This window comes from Mycobacterium adipatum, from assembly GCF_001644575.1.
GTDB lineage: Bacteria > Actinomycetota > Actinomycetes > Mycobacteriales > Mycobacteriaceae > Mycobacterium > Mycobacterium adipatum.
Map to the genome: position 1 here is coordinate 850,936 of NZ_CP015596.1, position 17,241 is coordinate 868,176.

A 17,241-nucleotide genomic window follows, 5' to 3' on the forward strand; every position below is an offset into this window, starting at 1 on the left:
GGTGTGTTCGGGCAGTGTGAACCGTCTGTAAGTATTTGCATGGCTGGCCCTGTGCTGGCTGACAGGATCGCTGTCGCCCTCCTGATTGGGTGTGACTCGTGAATCGTCGGGCCCCCGTGAAGGGTGCTCTTCCGAGGATCTGTCCATCCGATCGGGGGCGGCAACGCCGGCCCGGTCCTGCTTCGGTGGCTTGATTGGAATCCTGCCCGACTCGTTGCCGCGGGTCGCACCCCTGTGTTACTAGTGAACGGCTGCTGGCCTCATCATCCGTTGTGTGACCTTCAGCATGACCCGTCTTGGCATAAAGCGGTAACAGCAGGCAAGTAAACTGTTCCGTGCACCCGATACAACGGTAGGGGTGGACTTAGAAACAGCACTAAGGGCAGCGTCTACAACTTGTTTTGGCGTCTGTCGCGCTTCCGACATGAACTGCTCACCCGAGCGTGCGAAAAACTCGGTCTCGGTTGGTCCCGGGCATACGGTCAACACACGGACGCCGGCTTCGCGGGTTTCCTGCCATAGAGCCTCGGTGAAAGAGAGGACAAACGCCTTCGTTGCTCCATACACCGCCATGCTGGGAGTTGGTTGGAACGCGGCGGTCGAAGCGATGTTGATGACAAGGTCGTGGCCTGCCTTCACCATTCCCGGAAGGAACCGCGCAGTCAGGTCTACTACAGTTATACTATTAAGTTGAATTTGCGCTAAATGCGTTTCAATATTCTGAGTCAAAAATCACCATGAATACCTGCGCCCGCGTTATTTATCAGAACATCGATATGCCGGTCGAGTAAGGCTACTTGCCGAGAAATCTCCGCTCCCGATTGAGGAGTCGACAAATCGGCTTCTATCAAATCAATACGGACGCGAGGTTTGCGCTTGTTGAGCACGTCGCGGACTTCAGCGAGCCTATCGGTATTACGTGCCACCAAGACGAGGTCGACCTCTCGATCAGCGAGCTGTGCTGCGAACTCTGCGCCTATGCCGCCGCTTGCTCCCGTAATTAGTGCAGTAGTTCCGGGTCGTATCATTTGCGTCTCCTTATATAACTAATGGCTTGCTTCTATTCGCCCGTGTCAACTTGTTGATGGCGCTCAGGATGATCAGCTCAGTGACTGCCACAACGAGCGGTAGGTCACGCGAGTCCCACCAGGCCAAGTTTCCTCAGGTCCGCTATCGTATTTCGCGACGAGGCCCGGAGTAATGTGCGGGATGGACGAGGTGCCATTACCCGATTCTCGGAGAGCTGTGGCAAATTTATCCGCCGGGACGGCTGAGCCGCTCAGCGCAGTTTGCGGTTGCCGGTAGCCGTCCATCAGTGTGTAGACGGAGTACTTCCGTAATGATTCTGGCAGTCCGCGGACAGCAGTATCGAACCGCATAAACCGGCTCTTCATGATTGAGGGTGTAGAACGGTCAGCTGCTGTCGGCCTGTGATTGGGGTGTCTGGTTGGCTGGGTGTGTGCCGGAGGAGAAGCGGAAGAGTAAGAGGAAGAGCGCGGTGTCCGGGGGTGGTGTGGACCTGTCGATGCTGCAACAGCTGATGGCCGATGCTGGCCGGGATTTGTTCGCGGGAGTGTTCGATGAACCGACACCCGAGGTGGGAGCTGTGCCGGAGCGTGTGCGGGGTTTCCGGGTGCGGGTCGACCTGATGTACGCCAAGCCGCCGATCTGGCGTCGTCTGGTCCTGCCGGGTGACCTCGTGCTCGATGAGCTGCATGACGTGCTGCAGGTTGCGATGGGCTGGCAGGACGGTCATCTGCATAAGTTCGGTGTCGGGGCGGACCGGCGTACCCGTGCCTACTTCGTCACCAGATTTGATCTCAGCGAAGGCGACGACGGTCTCGTCGAGGACGGTGTGCGCCTGGATCAGGTGGTCTCCGGTAAGGGCGACCGGTTGTTCTATGACTACGACTTCGGCGACGGATGGGAGCACGTGCTGGTGGTCGAAGACGTTCTCGATGATCCACCTTCGGCTCCGGTGTGCCTGGCGGGCAAGATGGCCTGCCCGCCGGAGGATTGTGGTGGCTTGGGCGGCTATGAGGAATTGGCTGCGTGGGTTCGTGGCGGGTACGACCCGCGGGCAACACCGATGGGGCTGGGTGCGCAGGAGATGCGCGACTGGCTGCCCCGAGGCTGGCACCCCGATCGTTTCTCGGTGACCGAGACCAATGACGCTCTGGCCGCGTCGAATATGCGTTGAGGACTCTTCACTGCCGAGGTGCAAGGAGCTGAGTTCGGAAGCCTCCGGTCTCGAGCAGTGACCGGGCGATGTAGTTGGTGAGGTTGCGGAAGCCCAGCGCGGATCCGCGCAGGTGTTCGAGGCGGCCGTTGATCGCTTCGGTGGGCCCGTTGGAGGTGCCGGGGCGGTCGAAGTAGGCCAGCACGTCGGCGGCACGCTTCTTCAGGGTCCGTCCCAGGGTGATCAGTTCGGTCAGCGGCTTGGGAACGCCGGTGCTCAGCGTGGTGATCAGCGCCGCCATCATCGTGCGGCCTTTCGTGCGGTCGGGTTCACGATACGCGGCCACGGTGCGCTGATACATCTGCCAGGTGGCCTCGACTTCTGCGTGGGCGTCGGCGGCGAACAAGGCGGCCAGCCGGGTGCGCTGGCGGTCGGTGAGCAGATCGGCACCGGTGTGCAGGGTGCGTCGGCAGGTGTAGAGCGGGTCGGACTTGCGGCCGCGGTGCCCACATGTCGCCAGCTGCACCCGGCGGCGGCACTCATCGAGGGCGTTGCCAGCCAGGCGCACCACGTGGAAAGGGTCCATCACCGTCGCCGCCTCGGGCAGTTCCTCGGCGGTAGCGGTCTTGAACCCGGAGAAGCCATCCATAGCAACAACGTCCACGCCGTCACGCCAGTCCTGCGGCCGCTCGGCCAACCAGTCCTGAAACGCCTTTTTTGAGCGACCCTCGACCATGTCGAGCAGCCGAGCCGGACCGGTCCCGTCACGCACAGGGGTGAGATCGATGATGACGGTGACGTACCTGTCACCGCGACGGGTGTGCCGCCAGACGTGCTCATCGACGCCGATCACCGCCACGCCGTCGAAACGGGCCGGATCGGCGATCAGCACCCGTCGGCCTTCTGCCAGCACCGCGTTGTTGGCGGTGTTCCACGACACCGCGAGCGCTTCGGCGATGCGAGCCACGGATAGATGCTGGCAGACAATGGCTTCCAGCGCCCACCGCAGAGCACGCCGCGACAGCTTGGCACGTGGTTCGGCCATCCTGGTGGTGTCTTGTCGCCACACGTGGGCGCAGCCGGCGCACCGGTAGCGACGGATGGTCACCAGCAGTGTGGTGGGGCGCCACCCGAACGGCTCATGGGCCAGAGTACGGGTGAGGCTGTCGCGTGGGATGCCTTCTTCGCCGCAGCGACGACACCACCGGTCCTCGTCGGTCACCCGGCACGCCAGCACAGCACGGCCGGGCTCAAGGCGTTGTCCGGTCACCTGCAGCCCAAGTTCGTCGAGGCGGCAGAAAGTCGTCAGGTCAGCGCAGGCGAAGCCCGCCCGACCGGTAGCGTCAGGCACGTCGAGGTCTTTCGGATGAGGAGTGTAGGAACCCTCATTTTCGAGAGACCTCGACCTCTATCCCGGCAACGACGCGCCAACCACCTCTACACCCTCATCTGTGAAGAGCCCATAAACCAATCACCATAGTGGTCGATGCGTCGGATCGGCTCGCCCGCTTCAATGAGCCAGTCGACGATGACATCCAACGATACGGCGTCTTCATGCGGGTTGACGACGTTGTACGAATGAAACCCTTCTTCGAACTGTGAGCCAAGTGCTGCAACTGCCGCAGCGACGAAATCTGCCGGCAGGCCGTCAAAGTGAGCGGTAATCCTGGATTCTGCGTTTTCGGCGGAATAGAAGGAGCGCGGTGCGATACCGGTCGCCAGGAGGCTCAAGATTAGCCGGGTAAAGGGGCTCTTCGCAGTTGAGGGTGTAGAGGTGATCGGCGCGTCGCTGCCGGATAGGGGTCGAGGTCTCTCGAAGATGAAGGTTCCTACACGCCTCATCCGAAAGACCTCGACGTGCCCAACGCTACCGGTCGAGCGGGCTTCGCCTGCGCTGACCTGACCACTTTCTGCCGCCTCGACGACCTCGGGTTGGAGGTGACCGGCCAGCAGGTCCACCCCGATCACGCGGTACTGGCGTGCCGAGTCACCGACGAGGACCGCTGGTCCGCCGCTGCGGCGAGGAAGGCCGTGCCCGTGACAGCCTCACCCGAGAACTGGCTCATGAGCCGTTCGGGCGCCCCACCACACTGCTGGTCACGATCCGTTGCTACCGCTGCGCCGGCTGTGCCCGTGTGTGGCGCCAAGACCTCAGCAACGCCGCCGAACCACGCGCCAAGCTATCCCGGAGCGCTCTGCAGTGGGCGCTCAAAGCCATTGTCTGCCAACACCTGACCGTCACCGGCGTCGCCGAAGCCTTGGCAGTATCGTGGAACACCGCCAACAACGCCGTCCTGGCCGAAGGCCAGCGAGTGCTGATCGCCGACCCGGCCCGCTTCGACGGCGTGCGCGTGATAAGGCAGCGTGAGATTCATCGACTTCACGCCAGCGCCGGTTCGGGCGCTTCAAAGCGATTCAGGCTGGTCATGTCGCCCCGACTAGGGAACTATGACGTCATGCCGACACTGATGGATGTGTGGGATTCCACACGGATGAGGTTGCTGATCGAACTGGATCGGGCTTCGAGCCTCTCCGCAGCGGCTGCTGCCATCGGAATCAGCCAGCCTTCGGCCAGCGAGCATTTACGTCTGTTGAACTCGGCAGCCGGCGAGCCCGTAGCCGAACGTTCTGGTCGGTCACTGGTACTGACCCCCGCGGGCCAGATCCTGGCACGCTGCGCTTCGCAGGCACTGGCCAGCCTCGCTGCAGGTGAATCAACGCTGGCCGCGCGCGCCGGATTGCGATCGGGAGTGTTATCCGTCGGCGCGTCGTCGGTGCCAGGTACTTACATCTTGCCCGCTGTCGTCGCGTCTTTCATCGCCCGCTGCCCAGACGTCGCCGTGAGGGTCTCCGTCGGTTCGACTGAAGCCGTGATGGAGTGGCTACACAAGGGGCGGATTACTCTTGCCATCATCTGCAGTGAGTCCAAGTTGCCCGGTCTTCGCTCCGAGAGCATCGGCGCTGACGAGATCGTCGGCATCTGCAGTCCCGGCGCAGTCGACATCTCCTCCGATGGCTGCGTTTCCCTCGACCAGTTGAAGTCTCGAACACTGTTGGTTCAGGAACATGGTTCGAGCACCCGTGCGCAAGCCCTGCGGCTGCACACGGCAGATCCGGGTTGGGGTGCGGTGTGGGAGATGGGCTCGATCGACGCGATCAAGCGCGTAGCTCGCCAGAGCACCGGAATCGGGTTCGTTTCCATTTATGCCATTACGGATGAGCGACGGCGCGGTGAGCTCGTCGACTTCACGGTCTCGGGGGTCGATTGGGGCCAGCGGGATGTCCGTGCGGTGACATTGCGGAACGTAGTCCAGGCACCCGCTGATCGATACTTCCAGGCGCTGCTCACCGAAGCGATCGCCAAGGGATCTGGAACCTGAGGCGTCGCCAGCCCGTAGCTGGCCACCGCTTCACCCTGCCCGCTGTGAATGTGCGCGTTGGCTACCGTCCACCTATTGGTAATTCCGAGGTCCGATCTCGGTCATATGCCATTTGCATATATACGACGCCGTTTCCTTGGCCTTTGATATCGGCTAATCCTATTCTTCGGTGGACGTCCAAATGGGCAGTGGGTGGACCAAGATTTAATCGAATGAGGTGCCAGATTGTCGTTGCGAGACAACGCTGTTGACGTCTTGATCATCGGCGCAGGGGTGGTGGGAACATCGATCGCGCGGGAGCTCTCGCTCCTCGACATCGACGTCGCCGTGGTTGAGCGATGGCACGACGTCGGAGAAGAGACGTCCAAAGCCAATAGTGGTGTGGCCAACTGCGGATGGTCGGCTGCCCCGGGCAGCCTGGAAGCGCAGCTGATCCTGGCTTCGGCGCCCCAGTGGGAGAAGATCGCGGAAGATCTCGGTGTCGCCTTCCGTCGTGTGGGAATCACGATGCTCGCATTGACCGAGGACGAGGTCAAAGAGTTGCCGAAGTGGGCCGAACGTGCCCAGAAAAACGGGGTCGACGCCCATCTCCTGACTGGGGACGAGGTGTCTCAGGAGGCACCGCACGCGTCCACCAAAACGCTCGCGGGCCTCCACATCCCCGACGAAGGCGTGGTCGACTCGGTGCGCCTATCGGTGGCCTATGCCGAGCAGGCTGCGCTCAACGGTGTCCGTTTCTACTTCTCGGAACCGGTCAAGAGCGCGAAGAACGACGACGGCCGGGTGTTGTCCGTCGAGACTTCACGACGAACCTTCCGGCCCAGGTTCGTGGTGAACGCCGCCGGGCTCGGTGCCGACCAGGTGTCGCGCGCACTCGGCGGCGAAGAGTTCACGGTCACGCCGCGACGCGGACAGTGGGCGTTGCTCGACCGCGAATTCGGCGCCCAGGTCCCGGGCATGCTGACCGGGGTCCCGGGGAAGCTTGGGCACGGCCCGATGGTGCTGCCCACCGCGCACGGCTCGGTGTTGTTGGGACCGACAGCCGAAGACCAAGACGACAAGCTCGACCGGTCAACGGATGAGGACGGGCTCGACGCCGTCCTGCGTCGGTGCATGGACATGATGCCGTCTATCGACTTGAGCTATGTGACCAAACGTTTTGCCGGCGTGCGCGCCAATTCCGATCCGACCTATCGCATCGGATGGTCGGAGTCTGCCGAGAATCTCTTGCAAGTCGCCGGAATTCGCTCCACTGGCGTCTCGGCTTCGCCGGGGATTGGCCCGTACGTGACCACCCTGCTCTGGGAACGAGGCCTTAGCACCCATGCGGCGCCGAATCCTGTTCGCACCCTGAGTTACTCTAGCCCGCTCTGGCAGGACCTGGATTGTGCACGCGCAGCCGCCGACCCGCTCGGGCGCACCGTCATCTGCGCGTGCGAGAAGGTCACTGCGGCTGATATTCACCAAGCGCTGTCATCGCCTTTGCCCGCGACGTCGATCGCCGGCGTCGCCCGCCGAACACACGCAACATGGGGCCGGTGCCAAGGTTCAGCGTGTCTGTCCGGTGTTTCGTTCATCACCTCGCTCTACACGGGCCATGAGCCCTGGCAGATCCCATATCACGAAGAAGGCTCCGACTTGGGGGTGGGAAACACCAATGACTGACGTGATGGTGGCCGGCGGTGGCCGCTGTGGACTTCACGCGTCCCGGATGCTGGCCGAACGAGGGTTGACGGTGACTCTGGTGGAACGACTCCCACAGGCCGGGGGGCAGGAGCCTGAGCGCGATGCGGCGACACTGGTCAAAGCGGCACAAGCCGCGGGTGTCAAGCTGGTCTTGGGCACGCTGGCAGTCGAATACCGTAACGGAAGCCTGTCGACACTGGGTATCGACGGCGCCACCAGCACCGCTATCACAGCGCTCGTTCTCGCGACTGGAACGCGACCCCGAACCCGAGCTGAGCTCAACATCGGTGGTGAGCGAGGAAGTGGCGTGTTGCCGGGATCAGCAGCCCTTCACTTTCTGGACGCCGGCTTACTGCCTGGCCGTCGACCCGTCGTTATCGGTGCCGGCGAGTTGGCGCATCACCTGAGCAGCAAGCTGCTGAGCAAGGGTGCTGAGCGAGTGACCGTGGTGACTGCCGGGCCGGGAACAGGTGTATGGCAAGCAGGCGTGCAGGTATACGACCAGGCGACTCCCAAAGCCGTGCTTGGCTTTCCGCGCCTTCACACTCTCGTGATCGAGACTGCGGACGGTCCTGTAGAGCTTCACGCGGACTCGGTGATCCTGGCCGCCGGGCGAATTCCTATGCGCAACATCGAGGGAGCCGTGTTCTCCGACGCTCCGACGGTCTACGAGTGCTTTTCAACGGCGGATCCAAAGACAGATCACGAGTCGCTGGCTGTGGCGACCGAAACCGTCCGTCAAATAGACAGCCGCCTCCGCTGAGGCACGAACACTGGAGAAGATCATGCAAGTCTTGTCGCCCGTAGGGAGATTCCCCGTAACCGTCGACGGTGTCCATATCCAAGACCGCCGTATTGTCGTGAAGGCCTCGCTGGGTGCGTGGCGATCCGAGGTCACGCTAGAGAGATCCGATCTACCACTGGTGTCCGTCGTTCTGGCAGTTCTGGGCGTTGTACCGCTGGCCGCCTTCGGTATCGGACGCTGGTCAACCTCCTCGAAACGGACGAAATAAATTGGCAAGCAACATTTTCAACGAGATCGTCAGTGCGGCGCTGGCCGGTCACTACGGCGTCCTGGGGCTCAATGTCTTTGATGAGTTGACATTGCGAACCGCCGTTGAGGCTGCAGAGGCAGAGAAAGCGCCGATCATCATCCAGACATCTGTGAAGACAGTGAAATCCATTGGCGCAAGGCGCCTATCGGATCATTTCAAGCTGGTATCCTCAGCTTCCGGATCGCCGGTGTCACTGCACCTGGACCACTGCCCGGACCGGGGTGTCATCTCAGAATGCATCCGCGAGGGCTGGGATTCGGTGTTGTTCGATGCATCCCACTTGTCGTTGGGCGAGGCGACTGCCCAGACCAAAGAGGTGGTGGAGGAAGCTCACGCCCGCGGGGTGAACGTCGAAGGCGAGGTCGAGGGAATCCAAGGCGTCGAGGACGGCATCGGCAGCGACGACGCTCCTACTCTGTACCCGCTCGAGAAGGTCATCGAGTTCATCAATGTCACCGGGATCGACTGTTTCGCACCAGCCATCGGAAACGCACACGGCCTCTATAAGCAAGAGCCCCAGCTGGATATCCAGCGGGTCCGGGATCTCGTCGCCGCCACAAACATCCCTATGGCCTTGCACGGCGGATCGGGACTCTCTGCAGAACAATTCGGCGAACTGATCGCCGCGGGGTGTGCAAAGGTCAACATTTCGACCGCATTGAAGCGTGCCTTTATCGAGGGATACCGAAATTATCTCACTGCGCACCCCTCGGCCGCGGAACCGCTGACAGTAATCGCGCAAGTACGGCAAGACCTTCAACAGATCGTGGTCCACTACATCCGACAGTTCGGCAGTGCCGGCTCGGTGTCGTCGTGAAAGCGCTTATTCTCGACTGCGATGGTGTTCTTGCCGACACCGAACGGGACGGCCATCGAGTCGCGTTCAATAGGGTTTTTGCGGAAAACAAAGTCGCATTCCAGTGGACCGACGAGACTTACCGGCAGGCTCTGCAGGTCGGCGGCGGCAAGGAGCGGCTACGCGCTCTCCTATCCCGAGAATTCCTCGAGCAACACGAACTCACCAATGGAATCGAACTCGAAACCCTGATCGCGACATGGCATCGGCGAAAGACCGAACTATATGTCGAATTGCTCGACTCTGGTGCAATTAAGGCTCGCTCCGGCGTTCGACGGTTGTCTCGCGAAGCGCTTCGACAAGGTTGGCTACTCGCAGTCGCGTCGACCTCTGCGCACGAATCAGTCCGTGCGGTCCTGAACAAGGTGATGGGAGCGGACCTGGCCGGCCACTTCACTGTGTGCGCGGGCGATGATGTTCAGCTGAAGAAGCCTGCACCGGACATTTATCTGCTTGCCCTCAATCGGTTGGGCGTCAAGGCCGGGGACGCAGTTGTTGTCGAGGACTCCGCGATAGGTGTACAGGCGGCGCTCACAGCCGGCATCACTGCTGTAATCGCGACACCAAGCACTTACACGATCCATGAAGATCTCAGCGCTGCAGCAGTGGTCGTCAGCGAGCTCGGAGACCCGGGCCAACCGATACAGAACGCTGGGAAAGGTTTGGACGAGAGCATGACTGACGGAGTAGTCGAATACAGACATCTATTAGAACTCCTGAACGTCAAGGCTCCGCATACAGAAGTGAGGGGTCATGCAAATAGTCAGTAACATAGTTCTCTACACCATGATGGCGTTCGTCCTCATCGGTGCTGCATTTGCGATACGTAACAGTGATTCCGGAATTGGGAAGGAATTTCTTCAAGGTATTCATTCCATCGGCCACTTGTTCGTCCCGGTAGCGGGGATCATGGCGTCCATCCCATACCTGACCACCGCGGTCGAGAAGGGCGCCGGGCCGATCTGGCAAGCATTGGGGGCCGACCCTTCGATCGCGGCAACCACATTCATCGCTTCCGATATGGGCGGGTATCAACTTGCCTTCGCTACGGCGGGTGATAGCGGAGCGTGGATCACGGCAATGGTGACAGGGTTCATGGCCGGTGCGACGATTGTGTTCACCGTCCCCGTTGGTCTCGCGATGCTACAGAAGACCGACCAGCGATACATGGCATTGGGCATCATGTCGGGCGTGCTCACAATCCCGATCGGGGTCTTGGTGACCATGGTGATCATAATGATCACGCGTCCGCTCATCCGTGGAGATGTGCGAACAACCGGGCCTTCGGAGACTGTGATTGACGGCCTCAACATTCAAGAGCTACTCGCCAATCTGCTCCCCCTGCTGCTGATCGTCGTAGCCATCGCCGCCGGACTGAAGTTCGCACCGGGATTTATGATCAAGGCGTTCATCATCTTTGGCCGCCTGATCGATGCGGCCGTGAAGATAATCCTCGCACTGTCGATCGTCGAGTACTTCACCGGTATCTTCACGAAGATGTTCGGAGCGTGGGGATTCGAGCCGATCATTGCCACGGCGGATGACCACTTCCGTGCCCTCGAGGTCGTCGGTGCGGTCGGAATCATGCTCGCAGGTGCGTTTCCCATGGTCTACGCGATCAACAAATTTCTCGCCGGGCCACTGAGCCGCCTGGGGAATCGGGTAGGAATCGGCGAAACCGGAGTCACCGGAATGCTCGGCGGTGCTGCAAATGCGCTCGCGCTCTTCCACGTCGTCAAGAACATGTCGCCGCGGGATAAGGTGATATCGATCGCGTTCGTGGTATGTGGTGGCTTCTTGCTGGGCGATCACCTGTCATTCACGGCCAACTTCCAGCCAAACTTGATCGGCGCTGTGCTCGTAGGAAAGCTGACTGCGGCCATTCTCGCCATCGTCCTGGCACGCTACATCGCGGTACCCACCGCTGAGCGATTGGCTCAGAAGGACGAACCGTTCCTCGACTCCGGCACACACGCGTAGCGGCCAGGGCGACCCATGACTAACTCAGATTCCACCGCACAGCGTGACTTGGAAACCGTCGTTCGAGCGCAATGGCCGAGCCGACCCTGGAAGTCGGTCGCGCTAGACGGCGGCATGACGAATCGTAATTGGCGGGTCACCGTCGAATCAGATTCCAGTGGCGCACAAGAGGATTTCGCCGTTCAACTGTTGCTCTCCAACGAGCTCGCAGCGCGTATCGGAATCAACCGCCACACTCAGAAGCAGGTAATGCCGATTGTCGAAGAACTGAAGCTGGGCCCGAAACTCGTGGCATGGCGACAAGGCGATCCATGTGCTCTGATCACTGACTTCCTCGAGAACGCCGGCGCATCCGGACCCGAAGACCGCTCGCGGGTAATCACCCTGGCTGCCGCCGCATTGTCTCGACTGCATAAGAACACCCGCGGGACTCGGTTGCGAAACTACATCTCGGACCCGTTCGATGGCGCTGAGTGGCTATTCCGGAGGGTCGAGGAATTGATCCCGCAGGCGTCCGCTCCCTTCACGTGGGCGATCGAATTGAGTAGGCGCTGCCAGCGGGCTCGAGGCACGTACGAACCCTGCTTGCTACACGCAGACCTTTCGGTTGGCAACGTGCTGGTCTCGCAGTCGGGCGTAAGCCTCATCGATTGGGAGTATGCGGGCGGCGGAGACAGGTTCTTCGATTGTGGTGATTTTGCCGAGAAGTGGGAGTTGAGTGCCGTCGAGGAACGCCAATTCGCCGACGAGTACAACTCGACGGGGGATTCACTCGAATATCTGCTCGCGGCTCTGCGAATGTATCGCTTCCACAGCCGCTTGCGCGAGGCGCTATGGGCGGCGGCGGCCAGCACCACGCACTTCACCGAGTTCGACCATTCCGCCTATAGCCGCGCCTGTATGACGCGCCTGGACGACATCGCCGCCAGCAAAGCGTTCCAAGACAGCCTAAGTCTGGTAAAAGCCACCACTGAGATAAAGGAAGTGCAGTGCTCGTAACATCCCTTCACCCAAACCTCGACTCCGCCACAGTGATCAGGGAACGACAGTTGCGGGTCGAGTCGGGGGCCTCGGAATACGTTCACGCAGTTCACCCCTCGATCCTGGCGCAGGTCGAGACTGGTTCGGCGGTGAATGTCTCTGCTCGCTTCCGCGAGGTTGTTGATCTGTTCGAGCCGAAGCGAGAATCCACACCAGCCGGTTTCCGTGTGGAGACCACCGGGACACACTCTGTCACCCTGGATCTCGTTCGCGATATCGGCTATGCCCGGGATGGGCAACGTAGGCCGACGTCATTGCTGTTCTCGGCAGACTCTGCCAACCCGTACGAAATCGCCGAATGTCGCGATCTGATTGCCAATGTGACCTGCAATCCGGGGATCGTCTACGACCTTTTTCTCAACAACCCGGAGGCCAACGTTGGCGGCCAATTCTCTGATCTCAACGAAGTGTTACAGGCAATAGGAGACGAGGTCGGCCCCGGGTGTGACATCTCCGTCGAACTCCACGATCCGTACGAACAGGACTTCGCCAAGATACTCGACGAGATTCAGATGTACGAGGATATCCTGTCGCGCTACCGCCTGGTGGTCAAAGTCCCTCATACAGGAGCGATCTCACCCTCAGCTTCGAGTCAGCTCCTGACTGGCGATGGTCTACTGAACAACCGATACTATGACGGATCTCCCGAGGATCTCCTACGCGGACATTCCTTGGCGCACAAGCTGCATGAGTTGGGTCACCGCGTCAACTTCACGCTTATGTTCGAGCCGTATCAGACACCTCTCGCATTGCAGATCCGGCCATATTTCATCAACGCTTTCATACGTAACCGGCTCAGTGCCACGCGTCGTATATCGGGGTTGCTGGCCGCATTCGAAGCCACTGAGGATTCCTGGTTCATCAGAGAACTTCGGCAGTACTTGATTGCGAACCACTACTTGGGTAAGGGCGACGCTGAACTCGACCTCCTTGAAACCCTGTCTCAGGCCAAGCGGATGGTGGCTTATCGCCACAATGAAAGCAGCGATGGCTTGGACAGCGCTCGTGCCTCAGTGCGCTGGCTGCGCGCATCAAATCTGCCTGATTCACGATTGATCGTCTGTTCTCTCGACGGAGACACGCTGTTCCCGATGGTGATGTCGATGCTGGTCGAGCCAGAGTTCATCGATCTCCAGGATCGCGTGTTACTCACGACTGATCCACGCTATTTGGCGCGCTGGGCGAGCAGCCCCCATGTCATCAGCTATCAACAGAGATTTTTGAAGGCGTGCGAAGGAAGTGTGTCACGAGTGCCTTCTTCCGCGAGTTGAGTGGCGAGAAGGGCGGGGTTTGACCCCGGGCACCGGATAGGTGTGGAGTCGTAAACAACTCTCCACGTGTTCCGCCGCGCTGCACTTTTCTGGGGAACCCCAGTTGGCTACGGGGCAGAACACCTGCCCGTCCGCTTGCGGCGTGCCCGGTGCCACTGGTCTTCGACACCTGACCTCACCGAATGTTTCATAGCCGTGACGAGTCCCCGTTACTGAGTCCACCCGGTTTTGGAGTCGGGTTGGTGTAATCCGTTCTCAGTTGATGCTGCAGGCCACCGGGGTATGGGTGCACCTGCACGCCGCAGCGTACTCGGCCGGTGTGCGGTAGCCCAGGGCCGAGTGGCGGTGTCGATGGTTGTGTTCGTGCTTGAAGTCGCCGATGACCACGCGGGCCTCGAACAGCGTGTTCCAGTAGTTGCGGTTGAGGCATTCCTTCCGGAGTCGGTTGTTGAACGATTCGATGTAGCCGTTGTCCCACGGGCAACCCGGCGGGATGTACACCATTCCGGTCTTGTTTTCGCAGAACCGTTGCAGCGCTTGAGAAACCATCTCCGGTCCATTGTCCATCCGAAGCACCTTCGGTGGGCCGCCACGAGCGGCGAACACCTTCGTGAGTTCCTCGACCAGCCGCTCGCCAGTGATCGAGCGCTCCACCACATTCAGTAGCGATTCGCGGGTGTGCTCGTCGATCATCGACGCGATCTTGATGGCCTTACCGTCGATGGTGGAGTCGAACTGGAAGTCGATCGCCCACACCACCTTCGGCGCATCGGCGAGGATCGGCGGCACTGAGGACACCCCGGCCCGCTTGCGGGGCGAGACGACCTTGACCTGTAGGCCTTCTTCGCGCCAGAGCCGGTGGATCTTCTTCTTATTGACCTCACGGCGCTCGTCGTAGCGCAACGCCGCCCAAGCACGCCGAAACCCGTGGCACGGGTGTTTGGTGGCGTAGCCGCGCAGCCAAGCCCTCATGTCGGCATCCGGATCGGTCGGAGTCTGCGCCAACGGCAGGCGACGGTAGGTAGAGCGGGCCAGCCCAACAGCTTTGCACGCCAACCGTTCCGACATGCCCAAGGTCTCCTTGAGCATGTCCACGGCGCGGCGCTTGGCAGCTGGGCTCAGAATTTTCCCTTAGCGACCTCCCGCAGGGCGTCCTTCTCAAGTTCGGCGTCGGCCAGCAGCCGCTTGAGGCGGGCGTTCTGATCGCGCAGCTCCTTGAGTTCCTTGGCGGCGTCGGTGTCCATGCCGCCGTACGTGCGCCGCCAGTTGTACAGCGTCGCCGGCGAGACCTGCAGCTCGGCGGCGATCTCCTCACCGGTCTTACCTTCGGCAGCCAACTCATCTGCCCGGCGCAGCTTGCGCACGATGTCCTCCGCGGAATTCCGCTTCCGACCAGCCATGTGTTCATCGTCCCTTCTGGCCCGACATCGGGCCACAGGACTCTAAAACTGGTCGGACTCATTCAGCGGGAACACGCCAGCCGGATCGTAAGCTGCCGTGCGTGGTCGCTGCGTAGCAGAGGGATTCAGCGTCCATATATCGCGTGGTGAATAGCGGTGGGACGAGTTGGCCTGTAAGCCGGATTCTGTACCTCGCCGGGATCTTCCGGCGAGGTGGCGACCATCCATCTGGACACACCGTCGCCGGGTGCCTCAAGCGGCCTACCCGCAAACTCGGGCGAGCAGCCCTTGAACGCTTGCGCAGCCACAACCAGGTTGCGGCCTTCTTGGCCTTGCTTCGGGTGGGGTTTACCTAGTGTCCTGAGTCATTAATTCGGGTGCAGTAGTTGGCGATGTTGGCCAGGATTTGGTCGGCGGTCTTGGTCCAGACGTAGGGCCGGGGGTTGTTGTTCCAGTGCTGGATCCAGGCGCGGATGTCGGCGTTGAGTTGGCGTACCGAGGTGTGGGTTCCGCGGCGCAGTTTCTTGGTAGTCAGTTCCGCGATCCAGCGTTCGACGAGGTTGAGCCAGCTGGAGCTTGTCGGTGTGAAGTGCAGGACGAACCGGGGATGGTTTGTCAGCCAACGCTTTACCGCCGGCGTCTTGTGGGTGGAGGCGTTGTCGAGGACGACGTGGCAGTCCAGATCGGCGGGGACTTCGGCGTCGATCTTTTTGAGGAAGGCCAGGAATTCCTGGCTACGGTGCCGGGCGTGAAGCGAGCCGATGACCTGGCCGGTGGCCAGATCCAACGCCGCGTACAGGCTCGACGTACCGTGACGGACGTAGTCGTGGCTGGCACGCGCCGGGGTGCCTGGCAGCATCGGGAACACCGGCGCGGTGCGATTGAGTGCCTGGATCTGGGTTTTCTCATCCACACACAGCACCACCGCGCGTTCGGGCGGGTCGAGGTAGAGCCCGACGACGTCACGGACCTTCTCCACGAACAAGGGATCTTTCGACAGCTTCCACGAGTCCTGTTTGTGCGGCGCCAATCCGAACGCCCGCCAGACACGGGAGACCATCGATTGACTCAACCCGAGATGCTCGGCCATCGACCGCGTCGACCAGTGCGTAGCGTCCTTGGGAGCAGACTCCAGCGTCTGGGTGATCAACGCCTTGATCTGCTCGTCACCCACGACCCGCGGCCGGCCTGGACGCGGTTCGTCGAGCAGGCCGTCACAGCGCAACTCCACGAACCGATTGCGCCACCGTTTCACCGTTGACCGCGAGACCCCCAGGTTGGCCGCCAACTCTGTGTTGGACCCGCCGTCGGCAGCCGCCAACACAATTCGCGACCGCAGTGCCAACCCCGCCGCACTGCTCCGACGCCGCGCCCACCCCTCCAACTCGGCACGTTCAGTATCGGTCAACACGATCGCAGCAGCCTGAGGAGTGGGCATGACCCAGTCTAACAACTGAGCCGTAATTAATGACTCAGGACACTAGCCATCCCGGTCACCCGGGATGCTGGTGCGCTCTTACCGCACCGTTTCACCCTTACCTCCCTTGCGGGTGGCGGTCTACTTTCTGTGGCACTGTCCCGCGGGTTTCCCCGGATTGCCGTTGACAAGCACACTGCTCTGTGACGTCCGGACTTTCCTCGATACCAGTAAAGAAAGTTCTCACATTGCAGGTCAGAGACGTTCTTTTATCCGCGACTTGATGGTTGGCGTCGGCTCGTGTTGCCACTGCCGGGCGGGCTGTCGACTGGGTTGCCGGTGGCGGTTGTCGTGCTGGCGGACGCGATGAGGCTGTGGATCGTCGCGGTGGCTGTTGATCTGCGGGCGTCGGATGATTGTCCTGGCTGCTTGGTCGTACGGGCGGCGGACGGAGGGTGAAGCGTAGCGACCGGCGCGGACGGGAGCGCCAGCGGACGGGAGCACAGGGAGCGAAGCGAAGCCCGCAGGGAGCCGCCAAAGTGACGGAACCGTGGTCAGAGATGAGGTGATGGCGTGCGTGGGCGACGACGTGCCAGTGCGGTGGTGGACACGACTGCCGAGAGCGTTCGGTGATTCGGCCCGGTGTCGGTGGCTGTGAGGTCGTCGGCACAGGTCCGTGCGCTGGCTGCGGTGTGTTGACGGCGCTGCCGTGGTGTGGGGATGCTGGTGGGTGATGAGTGCGGTGGCCGAGCAGACGCTACTGATGGAGATCACGGGCACGCTGGTGCAGGATTTTCCTGGCACTACCCGCGTGGACATTGATGCTGCGGTGCGGCGGGCGTATGCGCGGTTCGATGCGAGTCGGATCCGGGATTTCGTTCCGCTGTTTGTCGAGAAACGCGCGCGCCGCGATCCTCGGGAGCGGTGTTCGGCCGCTTTAGTCTGAGGCTTGTCTGAAGTCGCCCCCTGTCGTTAA

Annotated in this window: 15 protein-coding genes, 1 other RNA gene and 2 pseudogenes; 11 read left to right on the top strand and 7 right to left on the bottom strand. The window is 61.2% G+C overall.

Annotation, left to right across the window (positions count from 1 at the left end):
- Positions 1–240: 240 nt before the first annotated feature.
- The gene (locus A7U43_RS30600; RefSeq protein ID WP_306666500.1) at positions 241–729 is read right to left on the bottom strand and encodes an SDR family NAD(P)-dependent oxidoreductase; all 489 of its coding nucleotides are present in this window, start codon (positions 727–729) and stop codon (positions 241–243) included.
- Entirely contained in the window at positions 726–1,028 is a 303-nt protein-coding gene (locus A7U43_RS30605) for an SDR family NAD(P)-dependent oxidoreductase (RefSeq protein ID WP_084182408.1), read from the bottom strand. The genes A7U43_RS30600 and A7U43_RS30605 overlap by 4 nt, the downstream gene beginning before the upstream one ends.
- 470 nt (positions 1,029–1,498) lie before the next feature.
- Between A7U43_RS30605 and A7U43_RS03925 the strand changes: the two genes are divergently transcribed.
- Positions 1,499–2,200: a plasmid pRiA4b ORF-3 family protein gene (locus tag A7U43_RS03925; protein ID WP_052543539.1), complete on the top strand. Its 702-nt coding sequence runs from the start codon at positions 1,499–1,501 to the stop codon at positions 2,198–2,200.
- 7 nt (positions 2,201–2,207) lie between these two features.
- Here A7U43_RS03925 and A7U43_RS03930 read toward each other — a convergent pair whose 3' ends face one another.
- Positions 2,208–3,530 carry an ISL3 family transposase gene (locus A7U43_RS03930; protein ID WP_052545499.1) on the bottom strand — a complete coding sequence of 441 codons (1,323 nt, stop codon included), beginning with the start codon at positions 3,528–3,530 and terminating at the stop codon, positions 2,208–2,210.
- Positions 3,531–3,643: 113 nt separating this feature from the next.
- Positions 3,644–3,925 (bottom strand): annotated as a pseudogene (locus A7U43_RS30260) (hypothetical protein); the annotation flags it as partial.
- A gap of 111 nt (positions 3,926–4,036) precedes the next feature.
- Between A7U43_RS30260 and A7U43_RS03940 the strand changes: the two are divergent.
- The 9 genes and pseudogenes from A7U43_RS03940 to A7U43_RS03975 all read left to right on the top strand — a co-directional run.
- Positions 4,037–4,536, top strand: a pseudogene (locus tag A7U43_RS03940) (ISL3 family transposase); the annotation flags it as partial.
- Positions 4,537–4,671: 135 nt separating this feature from the next.
- A complete protein-coding gene (locus A7U43_RS29040) occupies positions 4,672–5,559 on the top strand; it encodes a LysR substrate-binding domain-containing protein (RefSeq protein WP_229480072.1) in 888 nt (295 codons plus the stop codon).
- Positions 5,560–5,784: 225 nt separating this feature from the next.
- On the top strand, positions 5,785–7,224 hold the full coding sequence (locus A7U43_RS03945) for an NAD(P)/FAD-dependent oxidoreductase (RefSeq protein WP_082902014.1): 1,440 nt from the start codon (positions 5,785–5,787) through the stop codon (positions 7,222–7,224).
- A complete protein-coding gene (locus tag A7U43_RS03950) occupies positions 7,217–8,008 on the top strand; it encodes an FAD-dependent oxidoreductase (protein WP_067991389.1) in 792 nt (263 codons plus the stop codon). Before A7U43_RS03945 ends, A7U43_RS03950 begins: the two co-directional genes overlap by 8 nt.
- 251 nt (positions 8,009–8,259) lie before the next feature.
- Entirely contained in the window at positions 8,260–9,117 is an 858-nt protein-coding gene (locus A7U43_RS03955; protein ID WP_067991392.1) for a class II fructose-bisphosphate aldolase, read from the top strand.
- Positions 9,114–9,926 carry an HAD-IA family hydrolase gene (locus tag A7U43_RS29045; RefSeq protein ID WP_073908053.1) on the top strand — a complete coding sequence of 271 codons (813 nt, stop codon included), beginning with the start codon at positions 9,114–9,116 and terminating at the stop codon, positions 9,924–9,926. Before A7U43_RS03955 ends, A7U43_RS29045 begins: the two co-directional genes overlap by 4 nt.
- 16 nt (positions 9,927–9,942) lie before the next feature.
- Positions 9,943–11,136, top strand: coding sequence for an ethanolamine utilization protein EutH (locus A7U43_RS03965; RefSeq protein WP_158498048.1), 1,194 nt, complete (start codon positions 9,943–9,945; stop codon positions 11,134–11,136).
- A 15-nt stretch (positions 11,137–11,151) separates the two neighbouring features.
- The gene (locus A7U43_RS03970) at positions 11,152–12,135 is read left to right on the top strand and encodes a phosphotransferase (RefSeq protein ID WP_073908056.1); all 984 of its coding nucleotides are present in this window, start codon (positions 11,152–11,154) and stop codon (positions 12,133–12,135) included.
- A gap of 50 nt (positions 12,136–12,185) precedes the next feature.
- On the top strand, positions 12,186–13,448 hold the full coding sequence (locus tag A7U43_RS03975; protein WP_133167750.1) for a transaldolase: 1,263 nt from the start codon (positions 12,186–12,188) through the stop codon (positions 13,446–13,448).
- Positions 13,449–13,703: 255 nt separating this feature from the next.
- Here the strand turns inward: A7U43_RS03975 and A7U43_RS03980 are convergent.
- The 3 genes from A7U43_RS03980 to rnpB form a co-directional block, all read right to left on the bottom strand.
- Positions 13,704–14,848, bottom strand: a protein-coding gene (locus tag A7U43_RS03980) for an IS3 family transposase (protein ID WP_156525814.1) whose coding sequence is annotated in 2 segments (ribosomal slippage) — positions 13,704–14,581 and positions 14,581–14,848 — 1,146 coding nt in all. Because the reading frame shifts where the segments join, the coding sequence is not laid out codon by codon here.
- 352 nt (positions 14,849–15,200) lie between these two features.
- On the bottom strand, positions 15,201–16,286 hold the full coding sequence (locus A7U43_RS03990) for an IS630 family transposase (protein WP_036376233.1): 1,086 nt from the start codon (positions 16,284–16,286) through the stop codon (positions 15,201–15,203).
- A 33-nt stretch (positions 16,287–16,319) separates the two neighbouring features.
- An RNA gene (gene rnpB / locus A7U43_RS03995) (RNase P RNA component class A) lies at positions 16,320–16,516 on the bottom strand.
- Between the two features lie 482 nt (positions 16,517–16,998).
- Between rnpB and A7U43_RS04000 the strand changes: the two genes are divergently transcribed.
- Positions 16,999–17,211, top strand: coding sequence for a three-helix bundle dimerization domain-containing protein (locus A7U43_RS04000; protein ID WP_036376236.1), 213 nt, complete (start codon positions 16,999–17,001; stop codon positions 17,209–17,211).
- Positions 17,212–17,241: the final 30 nt, after the last annotated feature.